Source organism: Xanthobacter sp. 126 (assembly GCF_000526175.1).
GTDB classification, from domain to species: domain Bacteria; phylum Pseudomonadota; class Alphaproteobacteria; order Rhizobiales; family Xanthobacteraceae; genus Xanthobacter; species Xanthobacter aminoxidans.
The window spans coordinates 122,415-144,202 of record NZ_JAFO01000001.1; the positions used below are offsets into that span (position 1 = coordinate 122,415).

Sequence of the window (21,788 nt, forward strand, 5' to 3'; positions counted from 1 at the left end):
CACCTTCGGCATCACCCCCACGGCCCGCGGCGCGGCTGCGTCGGGGCCGGCGCGGGTGCAGTAAAACCTCCGCCGCCCATCCGCTGCGACAGATCGCGCAAGGCCGCAATGCGGTTCTCCACCGCCGGATGGGTGGAGAAGAGATTGTCCATCCGCGCCCCGGAGAGGGGATTGATGATGAACATGTGGGCAGTCGCGGGGTTCGCTTCTGCCTCATAGTTCGGCACCTGATGCGCCTCGCCGGAGATCTTCGCCAGCGCCGAGGCGAGCGCCATGGGCCGCCCCAGTATCTCCGCACCGCCCCGGTCGGCCTCATACTCGCGCGAGCGGGAGATGGCCATCTGCACCAGCATGGCGGCCATCGGGGCGAGGATGACCATCAATATGGTGCCGATGAAGCCGAAGGGATTGTTGTTCTCCCGGTTGCCGCCGCCGAACAGCAGGCCGAAATTCGCCAGCATGGAGATGGCGCCGGCGATGGTCGCGGTGATGGTCATGGTGAGGGTGTCGTAGTGCTTGATGTGCGCCAGCTCGTGCGCCATCACGCCCGCCACTTCCTCGGGCGTCAGCGTCTGCAACAGGCCGGTGGTGGCGGCGACCGCGGCGTTCTGCGGATTGCGACCGGTGGCGAAGGCGTTGGGCTGGGGGTTGTCCATGATGAACACCCGCGGCATGGGCAGGTCCGCCCGCCGCGCCAGCTCCCGCACCATGCCCACGAACTCGGGCGCGGTACGATCATCCACCTCCCGCGCGCCGTACATGCGCAGGACCATCTTGTCCGCATTCCAGTAGCTGAACAGGTTCATGCCTGCCGCCACCACGAATGCGATCATCATCCCGCCGCGTCCGCCGAGGGCGAAGCCCACGGCCATGAACAAGGCGGTCATGCCGGCGAGCAGGATCGCCGTCTTCAGGTGATTCATCCATCCCTCCCGGTGCCGCGCACAGGACGCGGACCTTGGACTAGAGGATGGGAAGGCATGGCGCCCCGTTCAAGGGCGGGCATGCCGCAACGGCAGATCGGCGCTGTGCGCCCCGCCGTTCAGATGTCGCGCATGAGGCGGTCGGCGGCCACGCACTTCCAGCGGCCGATCTGCCACTGGGGGTGACTCTCGCTCCACTGCGCGATGGCCTGCTGGGAGGACATCATGCAGGTCATGGGCGCGCTCGCTTCCATGGAGAAGCTGAGCTTCTCCTCCCGGCAGGTGGCCGGAGCGCTGATGAGGCAGGCGTATAGAACAATGAACATGACCAGGGTTCCTGAGACCGGCGCTGCGTGTGCCACTCCCCTGCTTCCGTCCCTCTGCGACAAACCTTCGCTAGCCATTCAAGCTGTACTGACCGGCAGGCTGCCTTCTCACGGGCAATCTGTGCAAAAATTAAGAAGCAAGCTGAGTGCCAACAGGAATGTTCGGCAAGGTGTCTCGGGAAGATTGGTATTGAACAACCGCAATACTTCCCATCACGTTCTTCCCATCAATCCCGGCATCCGGCCGCGGCCGCCGCCGCAAGGGCAGGTTGCGGCCCGGTCCTGCGGGCCTCTCGCAAGGCCGTTCGCAAGGTCGCTCGCACACGTTTTGCCGGCCAATTTTTCACGCTGCGCCGCGGCATGGATTCGCGGGCGCGGCGGCTTGCAGGCGAGCCTCGGCGCGGCTAGGCTCCGCGCGCTATCTGGTGAACCGGTTCGGCATTCCGCGCCGAGCGCTGACAACAAGGGTAGGCGGCATAGGACCGCCGTCCGGAACTGTCTTCGGGGGCGGTCATCCCTAGTCGATCTACGAGGGAGGACAGAAGGTGGCTAAGATTAGCAAGGTTCTGGTTGGTGAGGCGCTCGTCGGTGACGGCAACGAGGTGGCCCACATCGACCTCATCATCGGCCCGCGCGGCAGCGCGGCCGAGACGGCGTTCGTCACCAGCCTGACGAACAACAAGGATGGCTTCACGTCCCTCCTCGCGGTGCTCGCGCCGAACCTGCCCTGCAAGCCCAACACCGTGATGTTCAACAAGGTGACCATCAAGGACGCCCGGCAGGCCGTGCAGATGTTCGGCCCCGCGCAGTACGGCGTCGCCAAGGCGGTGCAGGACTCCGTGGCCGAAGGCGTGATCCCGGTCGAGGAAGCCGACGACCTCTTCATCTGCGTGGGTGTGTTCATCCACTGGGAAGCGGCCGACGACGCCAAGATCCAGCAGTTCAACTACGAGGCGACCAAGCTCTCGATCGCTCGCGCCGTGGCCGGTACCCCCACCGCCAAGGAAGCGACCGACAAGCGCAACGAAGCCAAGCACCCCTTCGCGGCCTAGAGCGGAAACCACCCTGGACAGAGCGGAAACCCTCCGCCAATGCCGAAGGGTCTGCTCCAGCGGTTGGCCGCCATCTTTCTGCGATAGAGGCCAAAAGAACGACGACCGGCGGGTTCCCCGCCGGTCGTTTTCGTTTCAGGGATTTTGCGACGGGCCCCCCGCCGGTCGGTTTCGTTTGAGGGACAGAGCCGAGCGGTGCCGTCAGGGCGTCCGGCGCAGGAAGACGCCGAAGGCGCGGGGGCCGTCGCCCACCTCGAGGGTCGAGACCACCTTCAGCGTCTGCGTGTCGATCACGCTCATGGAATTGTCGAACCAGTTCACCACATAGACCGCGCGCCCGTCGTCCGAGGCGGCGATGCCTTCGGGGTACTCGCCCACGGAAATGGTGTTGCGGGGCGCGAGGGTCGTGGTGTCGAACACGCTCACCGTCCCCGCATACTGGTTGGTGACGAAGGCGAGATTGCCGGCCAGCGCCACTGCATAGGGCCTGTTGCCCACCTTCACCGTGCCGACCACCTTGCGCGCGGCGACGTCGATGACGCTCACGTCGTTCGAGCCCACATTGGCGGTGTAGGCGGTGCGTCCGTCCTCGGACAACGTGATGCCGAAGGGGCGCGTGCCCACCTTGACCACGGCGAGGCGCTCCAGCGTCGCGGCATCGATGATGGAGACCTGATCGTCGTCGCGATCGGCGCTGAGCACGAGGGCGCCGTCGGGCGTCACCGCCACGCCGGAGGGGGAGGCGCCGGTGTGGGCGACGCGCTGCGCGTCGGGCTTGTCGGGATCGACCACCAGGAGCCGCGCCGCATACCAGTCCGCCACATAGACCGGCTTGCCGGAGGGGGCGACCGCGACGCCCAGCGGGCCGCCGTCCACATGGATGCGCTTCTCGACCGTGCGGGTCGCCGTGTCGATCACCGACAGGGCCTTGCCCTCGGGGCTGGTGACGAACGCGCGGCGTCCGTCCCGCGACACGGCGATGCCGGCCGGCTCGCCGGGCACAGGGATGCGCCCGACGAGTTTCGGCGGGGCGGCGGCGCCATCGAGCGCCACCACCGCCACTTCATTGCCGGGCTGGTTCGTAATGAAGGCCTCCGCCGCGACCGACGGCCGGGGCGCGAAGAGGAGCGCAGCCGCCGCGGCGAGGATCGCCGAAGCCGCCGCACGCCGCAGAAGGGCCATCAGGAGCCCTTTTCGACCTTGGCCTTCAGGGCGTCGAGCCCGCCGCGATAGACCGCGGTCACGGCGGCGACTGCGGCCTCGTCGCTCAGTTCCGGCGGCGGGTCGTTGTTGGGATAGCCGCGATAGAAGGCGCCGCGCCACTCCACCTTGGTGTGGGTGGCATCGACGGGAATGACCGCGATGGTGGAGGAATAGTTCGTCACCGGCAGCACTTTCACGTCCACCGCATTGATGCGGTAGGAATAGGTCTTCTGCTCCGGCTCGTACTTCACCAGCACCTCGTCGAGGGTGCCGCCGCCCTTGAGGGTGAGCAGGCGCGTGGCATCCACGGCGTTGCCGCCCTTGCCTTCCTGCTTGTCGACGGCGGGATGCCAGCTCATGTCCTGGAAATTGGAGATCACGGCCCAGACCTTGTCGGCCGGCGCGTTGATCTCGACGCTCTCCGTCACCTTCTTGCGGGTGGGGCCGTGCGCGTCAGCGGCGAGCGGGATCATCGCGACCGCAAGCGCCGCCGCGGCGGCAATCATCTGCCTCATGGAAACGTTCCTCCAACACTGTTTGGTCAATGGTGAACGGGCCGGACGGCCGCGTCATTGGGAAAGCTCGGGCAGGCCCGGGGCGAAAATGCGGTTCTTCATCAAATAGCGCACGCCGCGCATCCAGGATTCGTCGGTGTTGCCACGGATATCGACCTGCCCCGCGCGCACGACCTTCGCGCTGCCTTCGACGCCCTTCAGGTCGATTTCGCGCACCTGCAGCTCGATGGACAGGATGAGGTTGGACACCTTGCGCACCACGCCCACCGCTTCGAACCGCGCACCGGCATCGGCGGCGATCTCGTTCTCGCAGGCATTGCACTTGAAGAAGGGGGAGGCCTCCTCGATGCGCGCGGCGAAGGGCTTGAGATCGACGGGTGTCACCTGCGCGGTTTCGACGAGCAGGCGCACGAGTTCGGCATTGATGAGCTTGAGCCGCGCATCCTGTTCCGCACGGATGCTGTTGCGCTGGTCTGCCGTATCGTCAAATAACTCGAAGCCGAAGATGGCCATAGGGACGGGCGCGGCAAAGCTGCGGCCTGTCACGCTGAAAAATGTTGCGCCCGCGAAAAGAAGGGCAAAGACGAAACGAGCGCCGGACATCATCGGGAACCTTTGGCAGCCGGGAGCGTGTCACAGCCGGCCCGCCGCTGGCAAGGAGTGATCATCTTATTGTTTTCTTATGTCTATTCGGTTGCCGTTTTTGGCTGATGATGGCTACATCTTCCCCTCCCGACGACCCGGATCGACTGAGCCCCGATTGCCCATGAGCCTTCCCATGAGCCTTTCTTGGCGCCTCGACTGGCCGGGTCCTGGCTGGCCCCGCCTGCTTCTCACCGCTGCCTGCGCCGTGCTGCTGGGCGCCGCGGGCGGTGTCGGGACGTCGCTGGCGCAGCAACCTGCAGGTGGTGCGCCTCCGTCCGCCGAAGCCGTCCAAACACCCGCTCCCGTGGAGCTGCGGCTCGGCCTTCTCACCCGCGAGGTTCCCCCGCCGCCGCTTTACGATCTTCTCGCCGTGCCGGCGGATGATGCGGTAGCCGGCGCCGAACTCGCCATCAAGGACAACAACACGACCGGCCAGTTCACCGGCCAGAGCTTTGCGCTGGAGCCGGTCACGCTGGCCGAGGACGAGGATGCGGGCGAGGCGGCGCGCAAGCTGGCGGATGGTGGCATCAAGCTTCTGGTCGTCAATTTGCCGGCGGCGGACCTTCTCAAGGTGGACGATGCGGTGAAGGGCAAGGGCGTCACCCTGTTCAACATCGGCGCCACCGACGATGCGCTGCGCGCCGAGCAGTGCCGGGCCGACGTCTTCCACGTCGCGCCCAGCCGGGCGATGCTGACGGACGCGCTGATGCAGTTCCTTGCCATGAAGCGCTGGACCAAGCTGTTCCTCATCGTCGGGCCGAACCCGGAAGACCAGCTCTATGCCGATGCGCTGCGCAAATCGGCGAAGAAGTTCGGGCTCAAGATCGTCGCCGACAAGCCGTGGACCTTCGGGCCGCTGGGGCGCGACCGCTCGGACAGCATCACCCGCTCCGACGCGCTGGTGTTCAGCCGGGGCGTGGATGCGGACGTGCTGGTGGTGGCGGACGAGGCCAACGATTTCGGCAATTACATCCCCTTCCGCACCTTCGAGCCCCGCCTGGTGGTGGGCACGCAGGGGCTGACCGCGGGCACCTGGCATCCGGCGCAGGATGCGTGGGGCTCGGCCCAATTGCAGAACCGCTTCCTGCGCGCTACGGGCCGCCCCATGCGCGCGACCGACTATCAGGCGTGGCTCGCCGTGCGCATGGTCGGCGAGGCCGCGACCCGAGCCAGGACGGCGGACCCGGTGGCGCTGGCGAAGTTCATGCGCTCGCCCGACTTCAGCCTCGCCGCCTTCAAGGGCGTGCCGGTGAGCGTGCGGCCCTGGGACCAGCAGGTGCGCCAGCCCCTCCTCATCGCCCAGCCCCTTGGCATCGTCTCGGTGGCGCCGGAGGAGGGTTTCCTGCACCAGAAGACCCCGCTCGATACCCTCGGCGTGGACGAGCGCGAATCCAAATGCCGGCTGAACTGAAATGCCGGGACAAAGCGCGCGACGCGAATCGCGCCACACACGCCCGAATTCTGGAGGAAACCCGATGACCCCGACCGCCCTGCGCCGGCTCGTTGCCCTTCTCGCCGGAGCCGCCGCGCTGACGGCGGCGGATGCGGCTTCGGCCTATACGGTCTACGTCTCCAACGAGCGCGGCAATTCCATCACCGTCATCGATTCGACCACGCTGGAAGCCAAGCAGACGGTGAAGATCGGCCGCCGGCCGCGCGGCATCACCATGAGCCCGGACGGCAAGGTGCTGTTTCTGTGCGCCAGCGACGACCATGCGGTGCTGGCCATCGATCCCGCCACGCTCAAGGTCATGCGCAAGCTGAAGTCCGGTCCCGACCCGGAACTGTTCGCGCTGCACCCCTCGGGCAATCCGCTCTACATCGCCAACGAGGACGACAATCAGGTCACGGTCCTGGACGTGGAGCAGAACAAGGTGGTGGCGCAGGTGCCGGTGGGCACCGAGCCGGAAGGCATGGCGGTGAGCCCGGACGGGGCGACGCTGGTGGCCACCTCCGAAACCACCAGCATGGCCCACTTCATCGACACCAAGACCAACAAGATCTTCGCCAACGTGCTGGTGGACGCGCGCCCGCGCTTCGCCGAATTCTCCAAGGACGGCAAGCGCCTGTGGGTCTCCGCCGAGGTCGGCGGCACGGTGTCCGTCATCGATCCCGAGACGCGCAAGATCATCCACAAGGTCACGTTCCAGATCCCCGGCGTGTCCAAGGAGGCGATCCAGCCCGTGGGCGTGCGCCTGACCAAGGACGGCAAGACCGCCTTCGTCGCGCTGGGCCCGGCGAACCGGGTGGCGGTGGTGAATGCCGAGACCTTCGAAGTGCAGAAATATCTCCTCGTCGGCCAGCGCGTCTGGCAGCTCGCGTTCACCCCGGACGAGAAGCTGCTCTTCACCACCAACGGCAATTCCAACGACGTGTCGGTGATCGACGTGCAGGACCTCAAGGTGGTGAAGTCCATCAAGGTCGGCGGCGCGCCGTGGGGCGTGGTGGTCTCACCGCAATGAACGATGCTGCGCAGGTTCCGGCGCTCGCGATCGAGGCGGTGAGCCACGCCTTCGGCGCGCGCCGCGCGCTGGATGGCGTCTCGCTCACGGTTCCCGACGGCCGCTTCGTCGCGCTGCTGGGGCCGAACGGGGCGGGCAAGACCACGCTGTTCTCTCTGGCGACGCGGCTCTATGCGACGCGCGAGGGGCGGGTGCGCATCTTCGGCCACGACCTCTCCCGCGCGCCCTCCGCCGCGCTGGCGGAGCTGGGCGTGGTGTTCCAGAGCCGCACGCTCGACCTCGATCTGTCGGTGCGGCAGAACCTCGCCTATCACGGCGCCCTGCACGGTATGGCGGGACGCGAGGTGAAGGCCCGCATCGCCGAATTGCTGGCGCTGGTGGGCCTCGCCGACCGCAGCGACGACAAGGTGCGCACCCTCTCGGGCGGCCAGTCGCGGCGCGTGGAGATCGCCCGCGCGCTCATCCACCGCCCGCGCCTGCTGTTGCTGGACGAGGCGACTGTGGGGCTCGATCTGCCGTCGCGCACGGCCATCGTCGAGATCGTGCGGCGGCTGGTGGAGGAAGAGGGGCTCGCGGTGCTGTGGGCCACCCACATCTTCGACGAGGTGCGGGCCGACGACCTCATCTATGTGCTCGACAAGGGCCGCATCATCGCCCACGGCACCGCCCGCGAGGTGACCGGCGCGCACCTCAAGCCCGCCGAAGACCACCCGCCCGAGGGGGCCACCGCCGCGCTGGAGGCGGCCTTCCGGGCGATGACGGCGGCGCGGGCGGAGGACGTGGCATGAGCGAATCCGGCCTCCGCGCCGCCTCCCTTGGCAAGGCGCCTGCCGCGCCCATCCGACATCTCGGCCTTTCCGGCTATCTGGTGTGCCTCTCCGGCATCGTCGGCCGCGAGCTGACGCGCTTCGTGCAGCAGAAGGAGCGCTTCCTCTCGGCGCTGGTGCGGCCGCTGGTGTGGCTCTTCATCTTCGCCGCCGGCTTTCGCTCGACGCTCGGCGTCTCGATCATCCCGCCGTACGAGACTTACGTGCTCTACGAGGTTTATGTGACGCCGGGCCTCGCGGTGATGATCCAATTGTTCAATGGCATGCAGTCCTCCCTCTCCATGGTCTACGACCGGGAGGTGGGCTCCATGCGGGTGCTGCTGACGAGCCCGTTCCCGCGCTGGTATCTGCTGTTCTCCAAGCTGGTGGCCGGGGTCAGCGTGTCGCTGGCGCAGGTCTATGTCTTCCTCGCCATAGCCCGGCTGTGGGAGGTGGACATCCCGCCTATGGGCTATCTCACGGCGCTGCCCGCCTTCATCCTCACCGGCCTGATGCTCGGGTCCATCGGGCTCGTCATCTCCTCGCTGATCCGGCAGCTGGAGAATTTCGCCAGCGTGATGAACTTCGTGATCTTCCCGATGTTCTTCGCCTCCTCGGCGCTCTACCCGCTGTGGCGCATCCGAGATGCGAGCGAGGCGCTCTACATCGTCTGCCTCCTCAACCCCTTCACCCATGCCGTGGAGCTGGTGCGCAATGCGCTCTACGGCGTGTTCGAGCCGCAGGCCTTCGCCGTCGTGCTCGGCACCACCATCGTCTTCTTCGCCCTCGCCGTCGTCGCCTACGATCCGGGCCGCGGCATCATGGGGCGGCGGGGCGGGCCAAAAGGAGAAGCCGCGTGATCCGTTCGCTTGCCGCCGCCTCGGCCCTCGCGGCCCTCGCCCTGGTCTCCGCCGGCCCCCTCGCCGCGCAGCCGAAGAGCGATCCCGACTGGCCCTGCCCGCAGCGCAAGACGCCGGAGATCGACCTCGCGCAGGTGTGGAGCGGACCCGACCCGGCCTCCGCCGGGACATGGACCGACGACCAGGACGCGGCCACCCTCGCGCAGAAGCTGTCCTCCCGCCGCACGCCCGCCGACCAGTTCGGCCCGCTCCTCGACGGCTTCGTGAAGGCGGCCGGCGCCGAGGCGGACAAGGGGCTGCTCCGGGTGATGGCGGGGGTCTACGAGATCATCAACGACCAGCGCGGCAAGGTCATGCACGGCATCGAGCGCTACGCCCGCGGCCAGCAGCGCCTCGCCGACCGTATCCGCGAGGAAGCGGACGACCTGAGCAAGGCGCAGACCTCCATTACCGCGCCCGAGACCGCCGAGAGCCGCAAGCTCGACGAGCAGCTCCACTGGGACACCCGCATCTTCGACGAGCGCGCCAAGTCTCTCATCTATGTCTGCGAGACGCCGGTGCTGCTGGAGCAGCGGGCCTTCGCCATCGGCCAGCAGATCCAGGCCCGGCTGAAGGCGAAGGGCGGCTGAGGGGGGATGACCGTGGGGGCGCGGCTACTCCAGCCCCTCCACATGCCCGATGAAGGGCAATTGCCGGAAGGCGTGGGCGACGTCCATGCCGTAGCCGACCACGAACACGTCCGGGCAGGTGAAGCCGACGAAATCGGCCTCGATCTGCACCGCCCTTTTGCCCGGCTTCTCCAGGAGCACGCACACCAGCACCCGCCGCGCGCCGCGCGCCATGAGCAGATCCTTGGCGAAGGCGAGGGTGCGGCCGGATTCCAGAATGTCGTCGATGAGCAGCACGTCGCGGTCGCGCACGTCGCTCTCCACGTCCTTCAGGATCTCCACCTGGCCGGAGGAAATGGTCGCCTCGCGATAGGAGGAGAGGTGCATGAATTCCACCTCCGGCGCGAGGCCGGACGTGTGCATGGCGCGCAGGAGGTCGGCGGCGAAGATGAAGGAGCCCTTCAGCACCGCCACGGCGAGCAGCCGCTCGGGCGCATGCGCGGCGATCTCCACCGCCAGGGCGTGGTTGCGCGCGGCGATGCGGTTCTCGTCGTAAAGGACGCTGACGTTCGGCAGGTTCATGGTCCCTCTTCGCCAGAGCGCGAGTGTGGCCGTCGCGGCCGCAGGCGCCCTCCCGAGATAGTCGCCGGGCCCGGCGGGCGCAATGCGGGACAGCCCTTCCCACCCTCCGGCACTCGCGCGGGGCGGGCTTTCCGCGCCCCCGTGGCGACGCCTTCCGCTTCGTTTATGGTGGGGCGGGGCGCTGTGGCGCGATTCGAGCGAAGGGTTGGGGCGTGGTCCGGTTCGAGAACGTCGGCCTCAGGTACGGCATGGGCCCGGAGGTGCTGAAGGATGTATCCTTCGGCATCGAGCCCAATTCGTTCCAGTTCCTGACCGGTCCGTCAGGGGCCGGCAAGACGACGCTCATGCGCCTCCTGTTCCTCCAGCTGAAGCCGACGCGCGGGCTCATCACGTTGTTCGGGCGGGATGTCTCTTCCCTCGATCCCGACGAGGTGGCGGTGCTGCGCCGGCGCATCGGCATCGTCTTCCAGGATTTCCGTCTGCTGGACCACCTCACCACCTACGAGAACGTCTCTTTGCCGCTGCGCGTGCTGGGCAAGGAGGAAGCGAGCTATCGCGGCGAGGTGACGGAGCTTCTGAGCTGGGTCGGCCTCGGCGACCGGATGCACGTGCTGCCGCCGGTGCTCTCGGGCGGCGAGAAGCAGCGCGCGGCCATCGCCCGCGCCCTCATCGGGCGGCCGGAATTCCTGCTGGCGGACGAGCCCACGGGCAATGTGGACCCCACCCTCGCCCGCCGCCTGCTCCGCCTGTTCATTGAACTCAACAAGTCCGGCACGTCGGTGCTGCTGGCCACCCACGACATCGCGCTCATGGACCAGTACGACGCCCGCCGCCTCGTGATCGCCGACGGTCGCCTCTATGTCTACGACTGACGCCGCCACCCAGCCCCAGAACCCGCAGCCCAAGAAGCCGCCGGCCGAGGGCGAGGCGCCGCGCGCCAAGGCGCGGGCGCTGGCTTCCATCGTGCCGTCCTCCACCATCGCCGGGCGGGCGCTGGTGGCGGTGGTGGCCATTATGACCTTCCTTGCCGGCCTCACCATCGGCACGGCGGTGGCGGTGCGGGCGACCGCCAGCCAGTGGCGGTCCGACGTGACGCAGGAAGTCACCATCCAGATTCGCGCCGGCGAGAAGCAGGCCACCGACGCCCAGGTGCAGGCCGCCGCCGACATCGCCCGCAAGACGCCCGGCATCGCCGACGTGCATATCCTCACGCCAGAGGAGACCTCCCGGCTGCTGGAGCCGTGGCTCGGCTCGGGGCTGGATCTCGGCGACCTGCCGGTGCCGCGGGTGGTGGTTGTGCGCCTCGACGGGGCTGGCCCGGCGGAATTGGCCAAGCTCAAGCGCACGCTGACCGACCGCATCCCCACCGCCACTCTCGATGATCATCGCGGCTGGTCGCGCCGGCTCGTGGCGGTGACCGACGGGGTGATGCTGGTGGCGGTGGTTCTGCTGGTGCTGGTGGGGCTCGCCACCGTGCTCTCGGTGGTGTTCGCCACCCGCGCGGCGGTGGCCACCAACCGCTCGGTGGTGGAGGTGCTGCACTTCGTCGGCGCGCGGGATGGCTTCATCGCGGCCCAGTTCCAGCGCCACTTCCTCAAGATCGGCGCCGAGGGCGGGCTGATCGGCGGGCTCTCGGCGGCGGCCGTGTTCGGGGCGCTGGCCGCGCTCCCCCGCCTCGGCCTCGGTGGCGATCCGGAACTGCCGACCGTGCTCGGCTGGCTCAATCCCGGCTATCTCGGCTTCTTCGGCATCGCGGTGTCGGTGGCGATCGTGGCGCTGGCGACGGCGCTCACCTCCCGCGTCACCGTTTACCGCACGTTGAGGACGATCACATGATTCGCGCCTCGGCGGTGGGGGTGGCGGTGGCCGGGGGTGCGTCACCTCGCCTCTGCCGCATTCCGGCGCCATCGTCGGCTCCATGACCATGTCGAGCACCGAGCGCAGGATGAGGGCGCAAATCGGTCCCGGGCAGTCCGATACCGGCACGGCCAGAAGCGGGGCGACCACGAACACGCGGCCATCTCCGGCACCGCGCCGCAGCCTGCTGCGCCGCCTCGCCGTCGCCGCTGTGACGCTCGGCGCGATCGGGGCCGGCGTCGCCGGCGTCGGCTTCGTTGCCTTCACCACCCAGATCGCCGGACGCGAGCCCGCGGGCGTGAAGCCGGCCGATGCCATCGTCGTGCTCACCGGCGGGCCGTCGCGCATTATCGATGCCGTCTCCCTGCTCAATGAGGGGCTCGGCCAGCGTCTGCTCATCACCGGCGTCAATCCCGCCACCTCGTCCGACGAGATGCGGCGCGCCCTGCCGGACGGCGAGCGGCTGATGGACTGCTGCATAGATCTCGGCCACAAGGCCCTGAATACGCGCGGCAATGCGCTCGAGGCCGCCGAATGGACGCGCGAGCGGCGGTTCCGCTCGCTAGTGGTGGTGACATCCTCCTGGCACATGCCCCGCGCCATGATGGAATTGTCGCGTGCCCTTCCCGACGTGGAGCTGGTGGCCTATCCCGTCGTCACCAGCCGCACCGAGCCGGAAAACTGGTGGACCGATACCGGGACGCTGAAGCTGCTGGTGAAGGAATATCTGAAGTACATCATGGCCACGGTGAAGATCCGCCCGGCCCAGGCGGTGGCGGTCCCGGGGGCCGCGTCGTCAGCCGGGGCCGCTGCCGCGCCGCACTGAACACGCGCTCCCGGCCGCCCGGCCGCGGGGCAGGGAGACCGCCTTGACCTTCCTGCGTTCGCTCGTCTTCCAGATCGCCTTCTATGCGGCGACGACCTTCTATCTGCTGGTCTTTCTGCCGCTGCTGCCGTTTTTGTCGCGCAGGGGCCTGTGGCGCACCTGCATCATGTGGTGGGTTGCGACCAACGTCTTCTTTCTGCGGGTCATCGTGGGGATCCGGGCGGAGATCCGTGGCATCGAGAATATCCCCGAGGGTCCGCTGCTGATCGCATCCAAGCACCAGTCGGCATGGGAGACGTTCGCCCTGCTGCCCCTGTTCTCCGACCCGGCCTTCATCCTGAAGCGCGAGCTGATGTCCATTCCCATATTCGGCTGGTTCGCAGCGCGGGTGCGGATGATCCCGGTGGACCGCAAGGGCGGCTCGGCGGCGCTCAAGACGATGACGCGGCGGGCGCAGGCCGACATGGCCGAGGGCCGGCAGATCCTGATCTTTCCCGAAGGCACCCGCCGCCCGGCCGGGGCGCCGCCGGACTACAAGTTCGGCGTGGCCTACCTCTATTCCACTCTCGGCGTGCCCTGCCTGCCCATCGCCCTCAATTCCGGCCTCTACTGGCCGCGGCGGACCATCCTCAAGCGGCCGGGAACCATTCGCGTGGAGATCCTTCCGCCCATCCCGCCGGGGCTGCCGCGGCAGAAGATCATGGCGCGCCTTCAGGCCGACATCGAGGCCGCCAGCGACCGCCTGCTCGCCGAAGGACTGGCCGAACTCGGGCCGCGCGCGCCGGCCAATCTGAGGGGTCGCGCGGGGGCCCAATCATCCCCGTTGTCCACCCCTGTGGAAAACTCTTGATCGATCGCGGGGGATCGTTCTAGTTTCGTTCTCATGAACGCAACTGATTCGCTCCTTGTCCCCCTTGTGGACGCCGGTGGCCTGAACGGCCTCAAGCACGCCGCCCTCGGTGCGCGCTACCGTTTCTGGCGCGACGAAGACGGCCTGCGCCACGTGTTCTCGGTCTATCGGCCCGACGCCGCCCCGGACTATCCGGACGCCCTCGCGGTGGTGTCGCGGCGCACGCCCGCGGGCTCCATCGCCATGTGGGCGGGGCCGGCGAGCCATGCCCGCACGGCCGCGCTCAGGATGCGCGGCGATGAAATCCACATCCATGTGTTCGGCGAGGAGAATGCGCCCGCCTTGCGCCGTCTGATGGATCGGAGCCTGATGAATCGCAGCCCGATGGATGATCGCGAGACCCCGGCGCTCCCCCGGCCGGTGGTGCAGGCGCTCTGCCTGCCCGCCCGCCGCCACGCGGCGTAAGGGGGCGCGGTCTCAGGGCGACCCGTCGCCCTCCGCGTCGTCCGGCAGCACAGGGGGCAGAGCGTGGCTCGCCGTCAGGTGCTGGGTGATGTAGGCGAGGCCCGGGTCGCGGATGCCGAGGCTCTCCAGCGCCTTCACCGTCGCCACCACATAATCCGTGTTCGGCCCCGACTTGCCGTGGGAGCGGCGCACGAGCGCCAGCTGGTCGTCGAGGGTCAGGCCCGGCGCATATTGGGGATGGGCGCGGTTGACCAGATAGGCCACCGCCGGTGCGTCGCGCCCCGATCCGTCCAGCAGGCGCACGCGCCGCATGACCTCGCGATAGACCCCGGAAATCTGCTCGCGCTCGGTGAGATAGGCATGGGTCTGCGGCCACTGTACCGCCGCCACCCGATAGGCGATGCCCCGGCAGGAGCCGCCGAGATCCAGGCCGAGCACCAGACCCGGCTTCTCCGGCGTGCCGCGATGGTGGAAGGAATAGACGCACAGGGTGCGGTGGGCACCCACGAGCCGCGCCTCGCAGCGCTCGACGAAGGCGAAGCCCGGATTCCACATCAGCGAGCCGTAGGCGAACACCCAGACATCGCCGTGCTGACCTGAAGCCGCAGCGGAAGGCGTGACCGATTGCCCCGCCGCCTCCGGCGCGTTGCCGCCTCCGCTCGCCGACCGCTCGTCCGCCATGGGCCCGACACACCTTCCCGGCGTTGACAGAAACGCCGGACCGTCGCCTAACAGCCGGCAAGGACCATCGCAAGCCACGGGCGACCGTGGCCAGCCGCAAGGATGTCCATGTCTGCTCCCGTCTCGCCTGCTCCCGTCTCGTCGGCCTCCGTCCCGCCCGCTCCCCCGGCTCCGGGGAGCCGCCCGAAGCCGTGGCTCGTCATCGTTCCCGTGGCCCTGGTGGTGGTCGCCGCCATCATCTGGAGCGGCCTGTGGTTCTATGCCGCCGGGCGGGCCGAGCGCGAGATCGACGCCTGGATCGGGCGCGAGGCGAAGCTCGGGCGCATCTGGACCTGCACCGACCGCCACCTCGCCGGCTTCCCATTCCGCTTCGAGCTGCGCTGCCTGATGCCGAAGCTGGAGACCGTGGGCGGCGACGCCATGCGCTTCACCGCGGCCTCGGTCGAGGCGGTGGCGCAGGTGTGGGCACCCAACCACCTCGTCGCGGACTTCGTCGGGCCGGCGCGGGTCGAGGACCTCACCACCGGGCAGTCCTATGTGGCGGCGTGGTCGCTGCTGCAGATGAGCGGCGTCGGCGATCTCTCCGGCCGGCCGGAGCGCTTCTCGCTGCAGGCGCACGATCTGAAGCTCGAGCAGCCCGCCGCCACGGGCGCGCAGCCGGTTTCCATCCTCTCCGCCCATCTGTTCGAGTTCCACGCCCGCCGCTCGCCGGGGCAGGACGGCAAGCCCGACGGCGTCGACTATGCGTCCGGCTTCACCGGTGGCCAAAGCGCGCTCCTCAATACGCTTGGCGCGGAAGGGCCGGTGGAGATGGCGCTTCAGGGCACCGTGACGGCTTCGGCCGACCTGCGGCCCATGTCAGTGGCGCAGCGCATGCGCGCCTGGGCCAATGCGGGCGGCATCGCCAAGCTCGACCGCTTCCACATCACCTCGCCCAAGATCGCCGTGACGGCGACCGGGGCGGTCGCGCTCGACAGCCAGGGCCGGCTCAACGGCAAGCTCGACCTCGGCTTCGCCGGCATCAACGATCTGGTGCAGGGCCTCGACAAGGCCGGCGCCATCCCGCGGGAGATCGCGCCCATCGTCGGCGCCCTCGCCATGGTGGGCAAGCCGGGCCAGGTGGAGGGCCGCAAGGGCGCGATCTTCGCGCTTTCGTTCGATGCCGGAACGCTCAAACTCGCCGGCTTCCCGGTGGGCATCGTGCCGCCCCTGTTCTGAGTCGTTGCTATAAAGGGCCGGCGCGTCAGAAGACGCGCTCGCCCTCCGCCAGCACCTGCCGCACCACCGGCGTGCCCTCGACGATGCGGAAGCGCACCACGTCGGCCCGGAGCCTGGCTTCGAGCCGGCCGCGGTCGGCGAGGCCCGCCATCTGCGCCGGGTTGCGGGTCACGAGGGCGATGGCGTGCGGCAGCGCCATGCCGTCCACGGTGTGGAGGCGCGTCGCCGCCTGCAGCAGGCTCGCCGGCACGTAGTCGGACGCGAGGGCGTCCACGAGGCCCTCCTGCGCCAGCGCACCCATGGCGACACCGCCCGAATGGGAGCCGCCGCGCACCACGTTCGGCGCCCCGCCGATGGTGGCGAGATCGGCCGCGCGCGCTGCCAGCGCCGCCTCGCGGGTGGTGGGGAACTCGCTGATGGTGCAGCCGGCGGCCTGCGCCTCGGCCACATGCGCCTCGGTGGTGTCGTCGTGGCTTGCCCGCACGAGGCCGGTGGAGGCCAGCATCTCCACCAGCGGCGGCATGTTGCGCGCCACGTTGGCGCGACCGCGGGCCGTGCGCTCGCCGATCTCGCGCTCGGCCTCGCCGGCGTCCTTGCCGATGCCCAGCAGGAAATTGCGCAGCGTCTCCACATTGCGCCACTGCCGGGCGCCCGGCGTGTGGTCCATCAGCGAGGCGAAGGCGAGGCTTGGACGGGCCAGCGTCGGCTCCACCAGATCGAGCACGTTCGGGTCGGTCATCTCGCAGCGCAGGTGCACCTTGTGGTCTGCCCGGAACAGCGGTGCCCCCTGCTCCACCGCATCCAGCATGGTGCCGAACAACTCGCGCCGCTCCGCCTTCGCCTGGTCGAAGCCGCCGGCGCAGATGGCGTCGAACACGGTGGTGATGCCGCTCGCCACCGTCTGCCCGTCATGGGCGAGGGCGGCGGCGCGCGCATCCGGCCAGAACACCTTGGGACGGGGGACGAAATGGCCCTCCAGCGCGTCCGTGTGCAGGTCGATGAGACCGGGGGCGATGAAGTCGCCGTCGCAGTCGATGGCGGCCGGCGTGGTGGCGCGGCCCGCGTCGATGGCGAGGATGCGCCCGTCCCGGAGGGTGATGGTTCCCGCGACGACGGCATCGTCGAGGACGAGGCGGGCGTTGGTGAGAACGGTGTCCATCGGGGCTCCGGATCGAGGCAGGGCAAAAGGATACGGGCCCGGCTACCGGCCGGGCCCGCGGGAGGTTCTGCGTTGCACCCTATCGTGACACCGCGGTGACGTCGCCTGCGTCAGCCGGCGTCAGGAGCGCGGGGCGGATGAGGCCGGCAGGGCGGGCATGGCCGGTGGGCGCGGTACCACCTCGTAGAGCTGGAAGCGCTCGCCCTCGGCGATGAGCTTGAGGTGGTCGCTGTCCGGGTTGGGCGCGCCGCGCTCGGTGAACAGGAGGTAGACGTAATCGAACTTCGACGGCCACAGGTCCCAGTAGCGCGGGCCATCGGGCGTCGGGTCTTCCTCGGTGACGAGCAATTGCTCGATCTGGGGCGGGGTGCCGTCCTCGGTGTCCACCTGCTCGTTGAAGGGCTTGCGGGCGCGCAGGATCTGCTTGCCCTCCACCGTGAAGGCCGTGGTGACGAGGGACGACTTCTCGATCATGGCGAGGCAGGCGGCGTGCATCAGGCCGAGGTCGGTCGGATCGTTGCCGCCCTGGATGTCGGCATAGGCGACGAGCACGCGCGAGCCGGGGCGGATGCGGGTGACCGATTCGCGGAACGCCACCGTCCATTGCGACAGCCGGTCCCACACCACCTGCACCTCGCCCACGCGGACCGCCAGCATCAGGATCAGCACCACCGCGAACCCGCGCCGGGCGAAGCGGTGGCGCAGGTCCGCGCGCATGGCGGCGAGCACCATGAAGACGATGGCCGCCGGCAGGCGCTGGTCCGCCATGTAGGTGGCGAACACCACCCGCGGCATGGCGAGATAGACGAGCCCCGCCACCAGCAGCAGCGGCAGCATGAAGGAGTGGACGTAGAGCAGCCGGTGCCGCGCCGCCCAGACGCCGGCCACGATGAAGATCGCCGCCACGGCGACCGCCACATGGTCGATATAGACGTTGAAGATCAGCTCGATGCCGGCGATCTTGCCCTGCGGCTCCCAGTAGTTCTGCCCGCTGAGGCCCCAGGTGGGGCTCGCCAGCAGCAGCGGCAGGATGGGCAGGAAGGGCAGGCCGCCGCTGACGAACACGCCGATGCGCGGCCAGATCGGCCCGCGGCCGAGGCGCAGGCGGTCCAGCTCGTAGGCAAGGATGCCGATGCCGTAGATGCCCGCGGTGAACAGGTGGCAGAAGAACAGCGCCACTACGAACGCCGCCGACACCAGATAGCGCCAGGGCCACCACTTGTCGCGCAGCGCCACCCAGGCGCTGAGCGCGAACAGCGCCAGCCCGATGCCGAAATAATAGTTCATCACGCCGATGAGGAAGACGCCGCTGTAGAGCAGCGGAAACGCCAGCAGCGGCAGCGCCGACCACACGCCGAACAGCGTGCGGTTGAGCGTCATGGTGCCCCCGGCGATCAGCGCGAAGCACATCAGGGTGTAGATTTCGCCGGCGGCGTAGATGCCCACCACCTTGTCGATGAGCGGGACAATGAGGTCCATCATCAGGTTCGGCAGGATCGACCATTTCAGCGTGTAGAAGCGCGCGAGGTCCTGATCCCCGGGGATCGAGGCGATCACGTGCATGCGCGCGAGATGGTTCACGTAATCCGACAGCGGCGGGATCGGATGGGTGAGGATCGGGATCGACACGAGGCCGAGGCAGGCCACGAACAGCAGCAGGATCTGCCAGGGGCGGAGATCGTGCGGCCGGCGCTCCGGCGGGTGGCCATGATGGGCGTGCGCGGCTGCGCTCGTGGAATGCGTGGCAGGCAGAATCGGAGGCGTCATGAAGGCCGGGTCTCTCTGGCGGCGGCTGGAGCTACGGCGGGGCGAGGGCTGTGGCGGGCGAACCGGTGACGGTAGTTGACGCCGCCATTGTGTCGGCCGGGACTGCTTCTCATCACCTTTTCGCGAGGGAAGGAAGCCCGGCCGACGAGATTTCCGCACCGGCCTGTCCCGGCCGCGCCGCGAGCGGACCTTTCACCGCACGAGGGAAACCGCTAGAAGGGCGCCGCCCGGCGGCCCCACCGCCGTGCCCCCGCGAGCATCCATCTGCGAGCCCCCCATGACCGAGCCCCATTCCCAGTCCGTGTCGGAAGCCCAGCACGAGGCCGAAGTGCTGGCGCGGGCGCTGCCGCACATGCAGCGCTATGACGATGCGATCGTCGTGGTGAAATACGGCGGCCACGCCATGGGCAGCGAGGACGTGGCGCGCACCTTCGCCTCCGACATCGTGCTCATGGAGCAGTCGGGCATCAATCCGGTGGTGGTGCACGGCGGCGGGCCGCAGATCGGCGCCATGCTCAGCAAGCTCGGCATCAAGTCCGAATTCGCGGCGGGCCTGCGCATCACCGACAAGGCGACGGTCGAGATCGTCGAGATGGTGCTGGCCGGCTCCATCAACAAGCAGATCGTCGGCTTCATCAACGAGGCGGGCGGCAAGGCCATCGGTTTATGCGGCAAGGACGGCAACATGGTGCGCGCCCGCAAGGCGAACCGTGTGGTGGTTTCTTCCGGCGGCGATGACGCGCAGGAGGTGGACCTCGGCTTCGTCGGCGAGCCCGACACCGTGGACACCACCGTGCTCGACCAGATCCTCGGCCGCGAGCTGATTCCCGTGCTGGCCCCGGTGGCGGCGGCGGTGGACGGTGGCACCTACAACGTCAACGCCGACACCTTCGCCGGCGCCATCGCCGGCGCGCTCGGGGCCAAGCGCTTCCTGCTGCTCACCGACGTGCCGGGCGTGCTCGACAAGAACAAGCAGCTGATCCCGCGGCTCACCATCGCCGAGGCCCATGCGCTGATCGCCGACGGCACCATCTCCGGGGGCATGATCCCCAAGGTGGAGACCTGCATCTACGCTCTGGAGAAGGGGGTGGAGGGCGTCGTGATTCTCGACGGCAAAGTGCCCCACGCGGTGCTGCTGGAGCTGCTCACCGACCACGGCGCCGGCACGCTGATTACCCGCTGACGTTCACCCCTTGAGGAGGTCTGCGTCCGCCGGAATGGTGGTCGCGCCCTCCCCGAGGGCGCGCTGCATCAGCACCGTATCGATCCACCGGCCGAACTTGAGGCCGGTGGCCGGCAGGGTGCCAATGGAGCCGAAGCCGCAGGCGCGGTGCAGGGCGATGGAGCCGGCATTGCCGCTGTCGCCGATCACCGCCACCATCTGGCGGAAGCCCAGCGCCTCGCACTCGGTGATGAGCGCTTCCAGCAGCCGGCGGCCGACCTTTCGGCCCCGGGCCGCCTCGTCCACATAGATGGAATTCTCCACCGTGTAGCGATAGGCGACGCGCGGACGGAAGGCGCTGGCATAGGCATAGCCCAGCACTTTCCCGTCCTCTTCCAGCACGAGATAGGGATAGCCGCCGTCCATGAGGGCGGCCTGGCGGCGGGCCATTTCCTCCGGTCCCGGCGGTTCCAGCTCGAAGGAGGCGGTGCCGTTGCGGACCGCCTCGTCATAGATGGCGGTGATGGCGGGAATATCGGAAGGGGTCGCGGGACGGATCGGCATACCCTCTTTTAAGCCGCCGCAGCGCATCCGCCAAGCTTGTCGTCCGTTCAAGCTTGTCGTCCGTTCTTGCTGTCCGTTCAGGCCCGCGTGATCGTGCCCGGTGCGACGGTGAAGCGCGCCGCCGTCTCCAGCGCAGCGAAGGCGGAGGGGTCGGCCCCGGTCATCCAGACCTGCGCCCCGAGGCGGGCCAGCGCCTCGAACAGGCCGGCGCGGCGCTCGGAATCGAGATAGGCCACCACGTCGTCCAGCAGCAGCAGCGGGGACAGGCCCTGCATGCTCCCCACCAGCCGGGCGTGGGACAGAGTGAGGCCGATCAGCAGGGATTTCTGCTCGCCGGTGGAGCAGCGCGCGGCGGGCAGGCGCTTCTCGCCATGGCTCACCGACAAATCGGTGAGATGGGGGCCCTCCAGCGTGCGCCCGGCCGCGCGATCCCGCGGGCGATTGTCGCGCAGCAGCGCGCGATAGCGGTCCTCCACCTCCAGCGCCGGATGCTGCGCGATGAGGCGCTCCACGGCGCCGTCGAGGGCGAGTTCGGCGAAGGGGAAGGGGGAGGCCTCGTCGCGATGGGCGGCGATCTCGGCCGAGAGCCGCGCCACCGTCTCCAGCCGCGCGGCGGCCACCGCCACCGCCAGCTCGGCGACCTCGTGCTCCACCGCATCGAGGAAGCGGGCGGAACCGTTCTCCTCCAGCAGCCGGTTGCGCGAGCGCAGGGCGCGTTCGAGGCCGTTGACCCGTGTGCCGTGGGAGGCATCCACCGCCAGCACCAGCCGGTCGAGATAACGGCGGCGGTCGCCGGGCGGGCCGAGGAACAGGCCGTCCATCTCAGGCGTCAGCCAGAGCACCTTGAGATGATCGAGGAAGGCGTTGGCCGAGGGCACGGCCTCGCCGTCGATGCGGCAGCGCCGCTGCCCGCCTTCCTGCGCCGGATCATAGCCGGTGCCGAGGCGCACCTCGCCCAGCGCGCCCTCGATGAAGGCGGAGACCGCCCAGGGCGCACCGTCCGCGTCCGGCGCGTCGGCTCCGGGCGGGCGGTGGCCCACGTCGGCGAGCTGCGCCCGGCGCAGGCCGCGGCCGGGGGAGAGGAAGGAGAGGGCTTCGAGGATGTTGGTCTTGCCGGCTCCGTTCGGCCCGGTGAGAACGATGGCGCGCGCCTCCACCGCCACCTGCGCCGCCGGATAGGAGCGGAAAGCGGTGAGCGACAGCTTCAGGATGGCGGCGTGGAGCATGGTGTCACGATCGCCGCGGCGTCAGGACCGC

At 68.9% G+C, this 21,788-nt stretch carries 24 protein-coding genes; 13 read left to right on the forward strand and 11 right to left on the reverse strand.

The window, feature by feature from the left end; genetic code table 11:
- Nucleotides 1-11: 11 nt before the first annotated feature.
- Both htpX and XAN126_RS0100505 read right to left on the reverse strand, forming a co-directional pair.
- Nucleotides 12-923, reverse strand: a complete 912-nt coding sequence (htpX, locus tag XAN126_RS0100500; protein WP_024276640.1) for a zinc metalloprotease HtpX — start codon at nucleotides 921-923, stop codon at nucleotides 12-14.
- 119 nt (nucleotides 924-1,042) lie between these two features.
- A complete protein-coding gene (locus XAN126_RS0100505) occupies nucleotides 1,043-1,249 on the reverse strand; it encodes a hypothetical protein (RefSeq protein WP_024276641.1) in 207 nt (68 codons plus the stop codon).
- Nucleotides 1,250-1,794: 545 nt separating this feature from the next.
- Between XAN126_RS0100505 and fae the strand changes: the two genes are divergently transcribed.
- Complete coding sequence (gene fae / locus XAN126_RS0100510; RefSeq protein WP_024276642.1) at nucleotides 1,795-2,301, forward strand: formaldehyde-activating enzyme; 507 nt, start codon at nucleotides 1,795-1,797, stop codon at nucleotides 2,299-2,301.
- A gap of 201 nt (nucleotides 2,302-2,502) precedes the next feature.
- On the opposite strand, the gene XAN126_RS0100515 is transcribed toward fae, so the two are convergent.
- Genes XAN126_RS0100515 through XAN126_RS0100525 form a run of 3 tightly spaced genes read right to left on the reverse strand, consistent with a single transcriptional unit; the run spans nucleotide 2,503 to nucleotide 4,625 of the window.
- A complete protein-coding gene (locus XAN126_RS0100515) occupies nucleotides 2,503-3,483 on the reverse strand; it encodes a cytochrome D1 domain-containing protein (RefSeq protein WP_024276643.1) in 981 nt (326 codons plus the stop codon).
- On the reverse strand, nucleotides 3,483-4,019 hold the full coding sequence (locus tag XAN126_RS0100520; protein WP_024276644.1) for an SRPBCC family protein: 537 nt from the start codon (nucleotides 4,017-4,019) through the stop codon (nucleotides 3,483-3,485). Before XAN126_RS0100520 ends, XAN126_RS0100515 begins: the two co-directional genes overlap by 1 nt.
- A gap of 54 nt (nucleotides 4,020-4,073) precedes the next feature.
- Nucleotides 4,074-4,625 carry a DUF3280 domain-containing protein gene (locus XAN126_RS0100525; protein ID WP_024276645.1) on the reverse strand — a complete coding sequence of 184 codons (552 nt, stop codon included), beginning with the start codon at nucleotides 4,623-4,625 and terminating at the stop codon, nucleotides 4,074-4,076.
- A gap of 172 nt (nucleotides 4,626-4,797) precedes the next feature.
- Between XAN126_RS0100525 and XAN126_RS0100530 the strand changes: the two genes are divergently transcribed.
- The 5 genes from XAN126_RS0100530 (at nucleotide 4,798) to XAN126_RS0100550 (ending at nucleotide 9,421) form a co-directional block, all read left to right on the forward strand.
- Complete coding sequence (locus tag XAN126_RS0100530) at nucleotides 4,798-6,075, forward strand: ABC transporter substrate-binding protein (protein ID WP_024276646.1); 1,278 nt, start codon at nucleotides 4,798-4,800, stop codon at nucleotides 6,073-6,075.
- A gap of 64 nt (nucleotides 6,076-6,139) precedes the next feature.
- The gene (locus XAN126_RS0100535) at nucleotides 6,140-7,126 is read left to right on the forward strand and encodes a YVTN family beta-propeller repeat protein (RefSeq protein WP_024276647.1); all 987 of its coding nucleotides are present in this window, start codon (nucleotides 6,140-6,142) and stop codon (nucleotides 7,124-7,126) included.
- Nucleotides 7,123-7,914 (forward strand): ABC transporter ATP-binding protein, encoded by a 792-nt coding sequence (locus XAN126_RS0100540; RefSeq protein WP_024276648.1) that lies wholly within the window; start codon nucleotides 7,123-7,125, stop codon nucleotides 7,912-7,914. The genes XAN126_RS0100535 and XAN126_RS0100540 overlap by 4 nt, the downstream gene beginning before the upstream one ends.
- Entirely contained in the window at nucleotides 7,911-8,792 is an 882-nt protein-coding gene (locus XAN126_RS0100545) for an ABC transporter permease (RefSeq protein ID WP_024276649.1), read from the forward strand. The genes XAN126_RS0100540 and XAN126_RS0100545 overlap by 4 nt, the downstream gene beginning before the upstream one ends.
- Complete coding sequence (locus XAN126_RS0100550) at nucleotides 8,789-9,421, forward strand: hypothetical protein (RefSeq protein ID WP_024276650.1); 633 nt, start codon at nucleotides 8,789-8,791, stop codon at nucleotides 9,419-9,421. Before XAN126_RS0100545 ends, XAN126_RS0100550 begins: the two co-directional genes overlap by 4 nt.
- A gap of 24 nt (nucleotides 9,422-9,445) precedes the next feature.
- Here the strand turns inward: XAN126_RS0100550 and hpt are convergent, their stop codons facing one another.
- Nucleotides 9,446-9,982, reverse strand: a complete 537-nt coding sequence (hpt, locus tag XAN126_RS0100555; protein ID WP_024276651.1) for a hypoxanthine phosphoribosyltransferase — start codon at nucleotides 9,980-9,982, stop codon at nucleotides 9,446-9,448.
- Between the two features lie 212 nt (nucleotides 9,983-10,194).
- Here hpt and ftsE point away from each other — a divergent pair, with 212 nt between their 5' ends.
- From ftsE to XAN126_RS0100580, 5 genes are all read left to right on the forward strand, one after another.
- Nucleotides 10,195-10,854, forward strand: coding sequence for a cell division ATP-binding protein FtsE (gene ftsE / locus XAN126_RS0100560; protein ID WP_024276652.1), 660 nt, complete (start codon nucleotides 10,195-10,197; stop codon nucleotides 10,852-10,854).
- Entirely contained in the window at nucleotides 10,841-11,818 is a 978-nt protein-coding gene (locus tag XAN126_RS0100565) for a hypothetical protein (protein WP_024276653.1), read from the forward strand. The genes ftsE and XAN126_RS0100565 overlap by 14 nt, the downstream gene beginning before the upstream one ends.
- 109 nt (nucleotides 11,819-11,927) lie before the next feature.
- On the forward strand, nucleotides 11,928-12,665 hold the full coding sequence (locus XAN126_RS0100570) for a YdcF family protein (RefSeq protein WP_024276654.1): 738 nt from the start codon (nucleotides 11,928-11,930) through the stop codon (nucleotides 12,663-12,665).
- A gap of 43 nt (nucleotides 12,666-12,708) precedes the next feature.
- Nucleotides 12,709-13,515, forward strand: a complete 807-nt coding sequence (locus tag XAN126_RS0100575) for a lysophospholipid acyltransferase family protein (protein WP_024276655.1) — start codon at nucleotides 12,709-12,711, stop codon at nucleotides 13,513-13,515.
- Between the two features lie 33 nt (nucleotides 13,516-13,548).
- Nucleotides 13,549-13,980 (forward strand): hypothetical protein, encoded by a 432-nt coding sequence (locus XAN126_RS0100580; protein WP_155982183.1) that lies wholly within the window; start codon nucleotides 13,549-13,551, stop codon nucleotides 13,978-13,980.
- 12 nt (nucleotides 13,981-13,992) lie between these two features.
- Here XAN126_RS0100580 and XAN126_RS0100585 read toward each other — a convergent pair whose 3' ends face one another.
- Nucleotides 13,993-14,661: a gamma-glutamylcyclotransferase gene (locus XAN126_RS0100585; RefSeq protein ID WP_024276657.1), complete on the reverse strand. Its 669-nt coding sequence runs from the start codon at nucleotides 14,659-14,661 to the stop codon at nucleotides 13,993-13,995.
- A 108-nt stretch (nucleotides 14,662-14,769) separates the two neighbouring features.
- Between XAN126_RS0100585 and XAN126_RS26720 the strand changes: the two genes are divergently transcribed.
- Nucleotides 14,770-15,879, forward strand: coding sequence for a DUF2125 domain-containing protein (locus XAN126_RS26720; protein WP_197023988.1), 1,110 nt, complete (start codon nucleotides 14,770-14,772; stop codon nucleotides 15,877-15,879).
- Between the two features lie 25 nt (nucleotides 15,880-15,904).
- Here the strand turns inward: XAN126_RS26720 and XAN126_RS0100600 are convergent, their stop codons facing one another.
- Both XAN126_RS0100600 and XAN126_RS0100605 read right to left on the reverse strand, forming a co-directional pair.
- Nucleotides 15,905-17,038: an alpha-D-ribose 1-methylphosphonate 5-triphosphate diphosphatase gene (locus XAN126_RS0100600; RefSeq protein ID WP_024276660.1), complete on the reverse strand. Its 1,134-nt coding sequence runs from the start codon at nucleotides 17,036-17,038 to the stop codon at nucleotides 15,905-15,907.
- Between the two features lie 120 nt (nucleotides 17,039-17,158).
- On the reverse strand, nucleotides 17,159-18,805 hold the full coding sequence (locus tag XAN126_RS0100605) for a hypothetical protein (protein ID WP_024276661.1): 1,647 nt from the start codon (nucleotides 18,803-18,805) through the stop codon (nucleotides 17,159-17,161).
- A 277-nt stretch (nucleotides 18,806-19,082) separates the two neighbouring features.
- On the opposite strand from XAN126_RS0100605, the gene argB reads away from it, so the two are divergent.
- Entirely contained in the window at nucleotides 19,083-19,988 is a 906-nt protein-coding gene (argB, locus tag XAN126_RS0100610; protein WP_029876530.1) for an acetylglutamate kinase, read from the forward strand.
- A 3-nt stretch (nucleotides 19,989-19,991) separates the two neighbouring features.
- Here the strand turns inward: argB and XAN126_RS0100615 are convergent, their stop codons facing one another.
- Both XAN126_RS0100615 and recF read right to left on the reverse strand, forming a co-directional pair.
- Nucleotides 19,992-20,531, reverse strand: a complete 540-nt coding sequence (locus tag XAN126_RS0100615; RefSeq protein WP_024276662.1) for a GNAT family N-acetyltransferase — start codon at nucleotides 20,529-20,531, stop codon at nucleotides 19,992-19,994.
- Between the two features lie 77 nt (nucleotides 20,532-20,608).
- A complete protein-coding gene (gene recF / locus XAN126_RS0100620; protein ID WP_024276663.1) occupies nucleotides 20,609-21,757 on the reverse strand; it encodes a DNA replication/repair protein RecF in 1,149 nt (382 codons plus the stop codon).
- Nucleotides 21,758-21,788 lie beyond the last annotated feature (31 nt).

Coding starts and splice junctions, on each gene's coding strand:
- XAN126_RS0100525 (WP_024276645.1), bottom strand. CDS start 4,625: ATGATGTCCGGCGCTCGTTTCGTCTTTGCCCTTCTTTTCGCGGGCGCA.
- XAN126_RS0100545 (WP_024276649.1), top strand. CDS start 7,911: ATGAGCGAATCCGGCCTCCGCGCCGCCTCCCTTGGCAAGGCGCCTGCC.
- XAN126_RS0100520 (WP_024276644.1), bottom strand. CDS start 4,019: ATGAGGCAGATGATTGCCGCCGCGGCGGCGCTTGCGGTCGCGATGATC.
- XAN126_RS26720 (WP_197023988.1), top strand. CDS start 14,770: ATGTCTGCTCCCGTCTCGCCTGCTCCCGTCTCGTCGGCCTCCGTCCCG.
- htpX (WP_024276640.1), bottom strand. CDS start 923: ATGAATCACCTGAAGACGGCGATCCTGCTCGCCGGCATGACCGCCTTG.
- XAN126_RS0100580 (WP_155982183.1), top strand. CDS start 13,549: ATGAACGCAACTGATTCGCTCCTTGTCCCCCTTGTGGACGCCGGTGGC.
- XAN126_RS0100530 (WP_024276646.1), top strand. CDS start 4,798: ATGAGCCTTTCTTGGCGCCTCGACTGGCCGGGTCCTGGCTGGCCCCGC.
- argB (WP_029876530.1), top strand. CDS start 19,083: ATGACCGAGCCCCATTCCCAGTCCGTGTCGGAAGCCCAGCACGAGGCC.
- XAN126_RS0100615 (WP_024276662.1), bottom strand. CDS start 20,531: ATGCCGATCCGTCCCGCGACCCCTTCCGATATTCCCGCCATCACCGCC.
- XAN126_RS0100535 (WP_024276647.1), top strand. CDS start 6,140: ATGACCCCGACCGCCCTGCGCCGGCTCGTTGCCCTTCTCGCCGGAGCC.
- XAN126_RS0100585 (WP_024276657.1), bottom strand. CDS start 14,661: ATGGCGGACGAGCGGTCGGCGAGCGGAGGCGGCAACGCGCCGGAGGCG.
- hpt (WP_024276651.1), bottom strand. CDS start 9,982: ATGAACCTGCCGAACGTCAGCGTCCTTTACGACGAGAACCGCATCGCC.
- recF (WP_024276663.1), bottom strand. CDS start 21,757: ATGCTCCACGCCGCCATCCTGAAGCTGTCGCTCACCGCTTTCCGCTCC.
- XAN126_RS0100540 (WP_024276648.1), top strand. CDS start 7,123: ATGAACGATGCTGCGCAGGTTCCGGCGCTCGCGATCGAGGCGGTGAGC.
- XAN126_RS0100515 (WP_024276643.1), bottom strand. CDS start 3,483: ATGGCCCTTCTGCGGCGTGCGGCGGCTTCGGCGATCCTCGCCGCGGCG.
- XAN126_RS0100600 (WP_024276660.1), bottom strand. CDS start 17,038: ATGGACACCGTTCTCACCAACGCCCGCCTCGTCCTCGACGATGCCGTC.
- XAN126_RS0100570 (WP_024276654.1), top strand. CDS start 11,928: ATGAGGGCGCAAATCGGTCCCGGGCAGTCCGATACCGGCACGGCCAGA.
- XAN126_RS0100605 (WP_024276661.1), bottom strand. CDS start 18,805: ATGACGCCTCCGATTCTGCCTGCCACGCATTCCACGAGCGCAGCCGCG.
- XAN126_RS0100565 (WP_024276653.1), top strand. CDS start 10,841: ATGTCTACGACTGACGCCGCCACCCAGCCCCAGAACCCGCAGCCCAAG.
- XAN126_RS0100505 (WP_024276641.1), bottom strand. CDS start 1,249: ATGTTCATTGTTCTATACGCCTGCCTCATCAGCGCTCCGGCCACCTGC.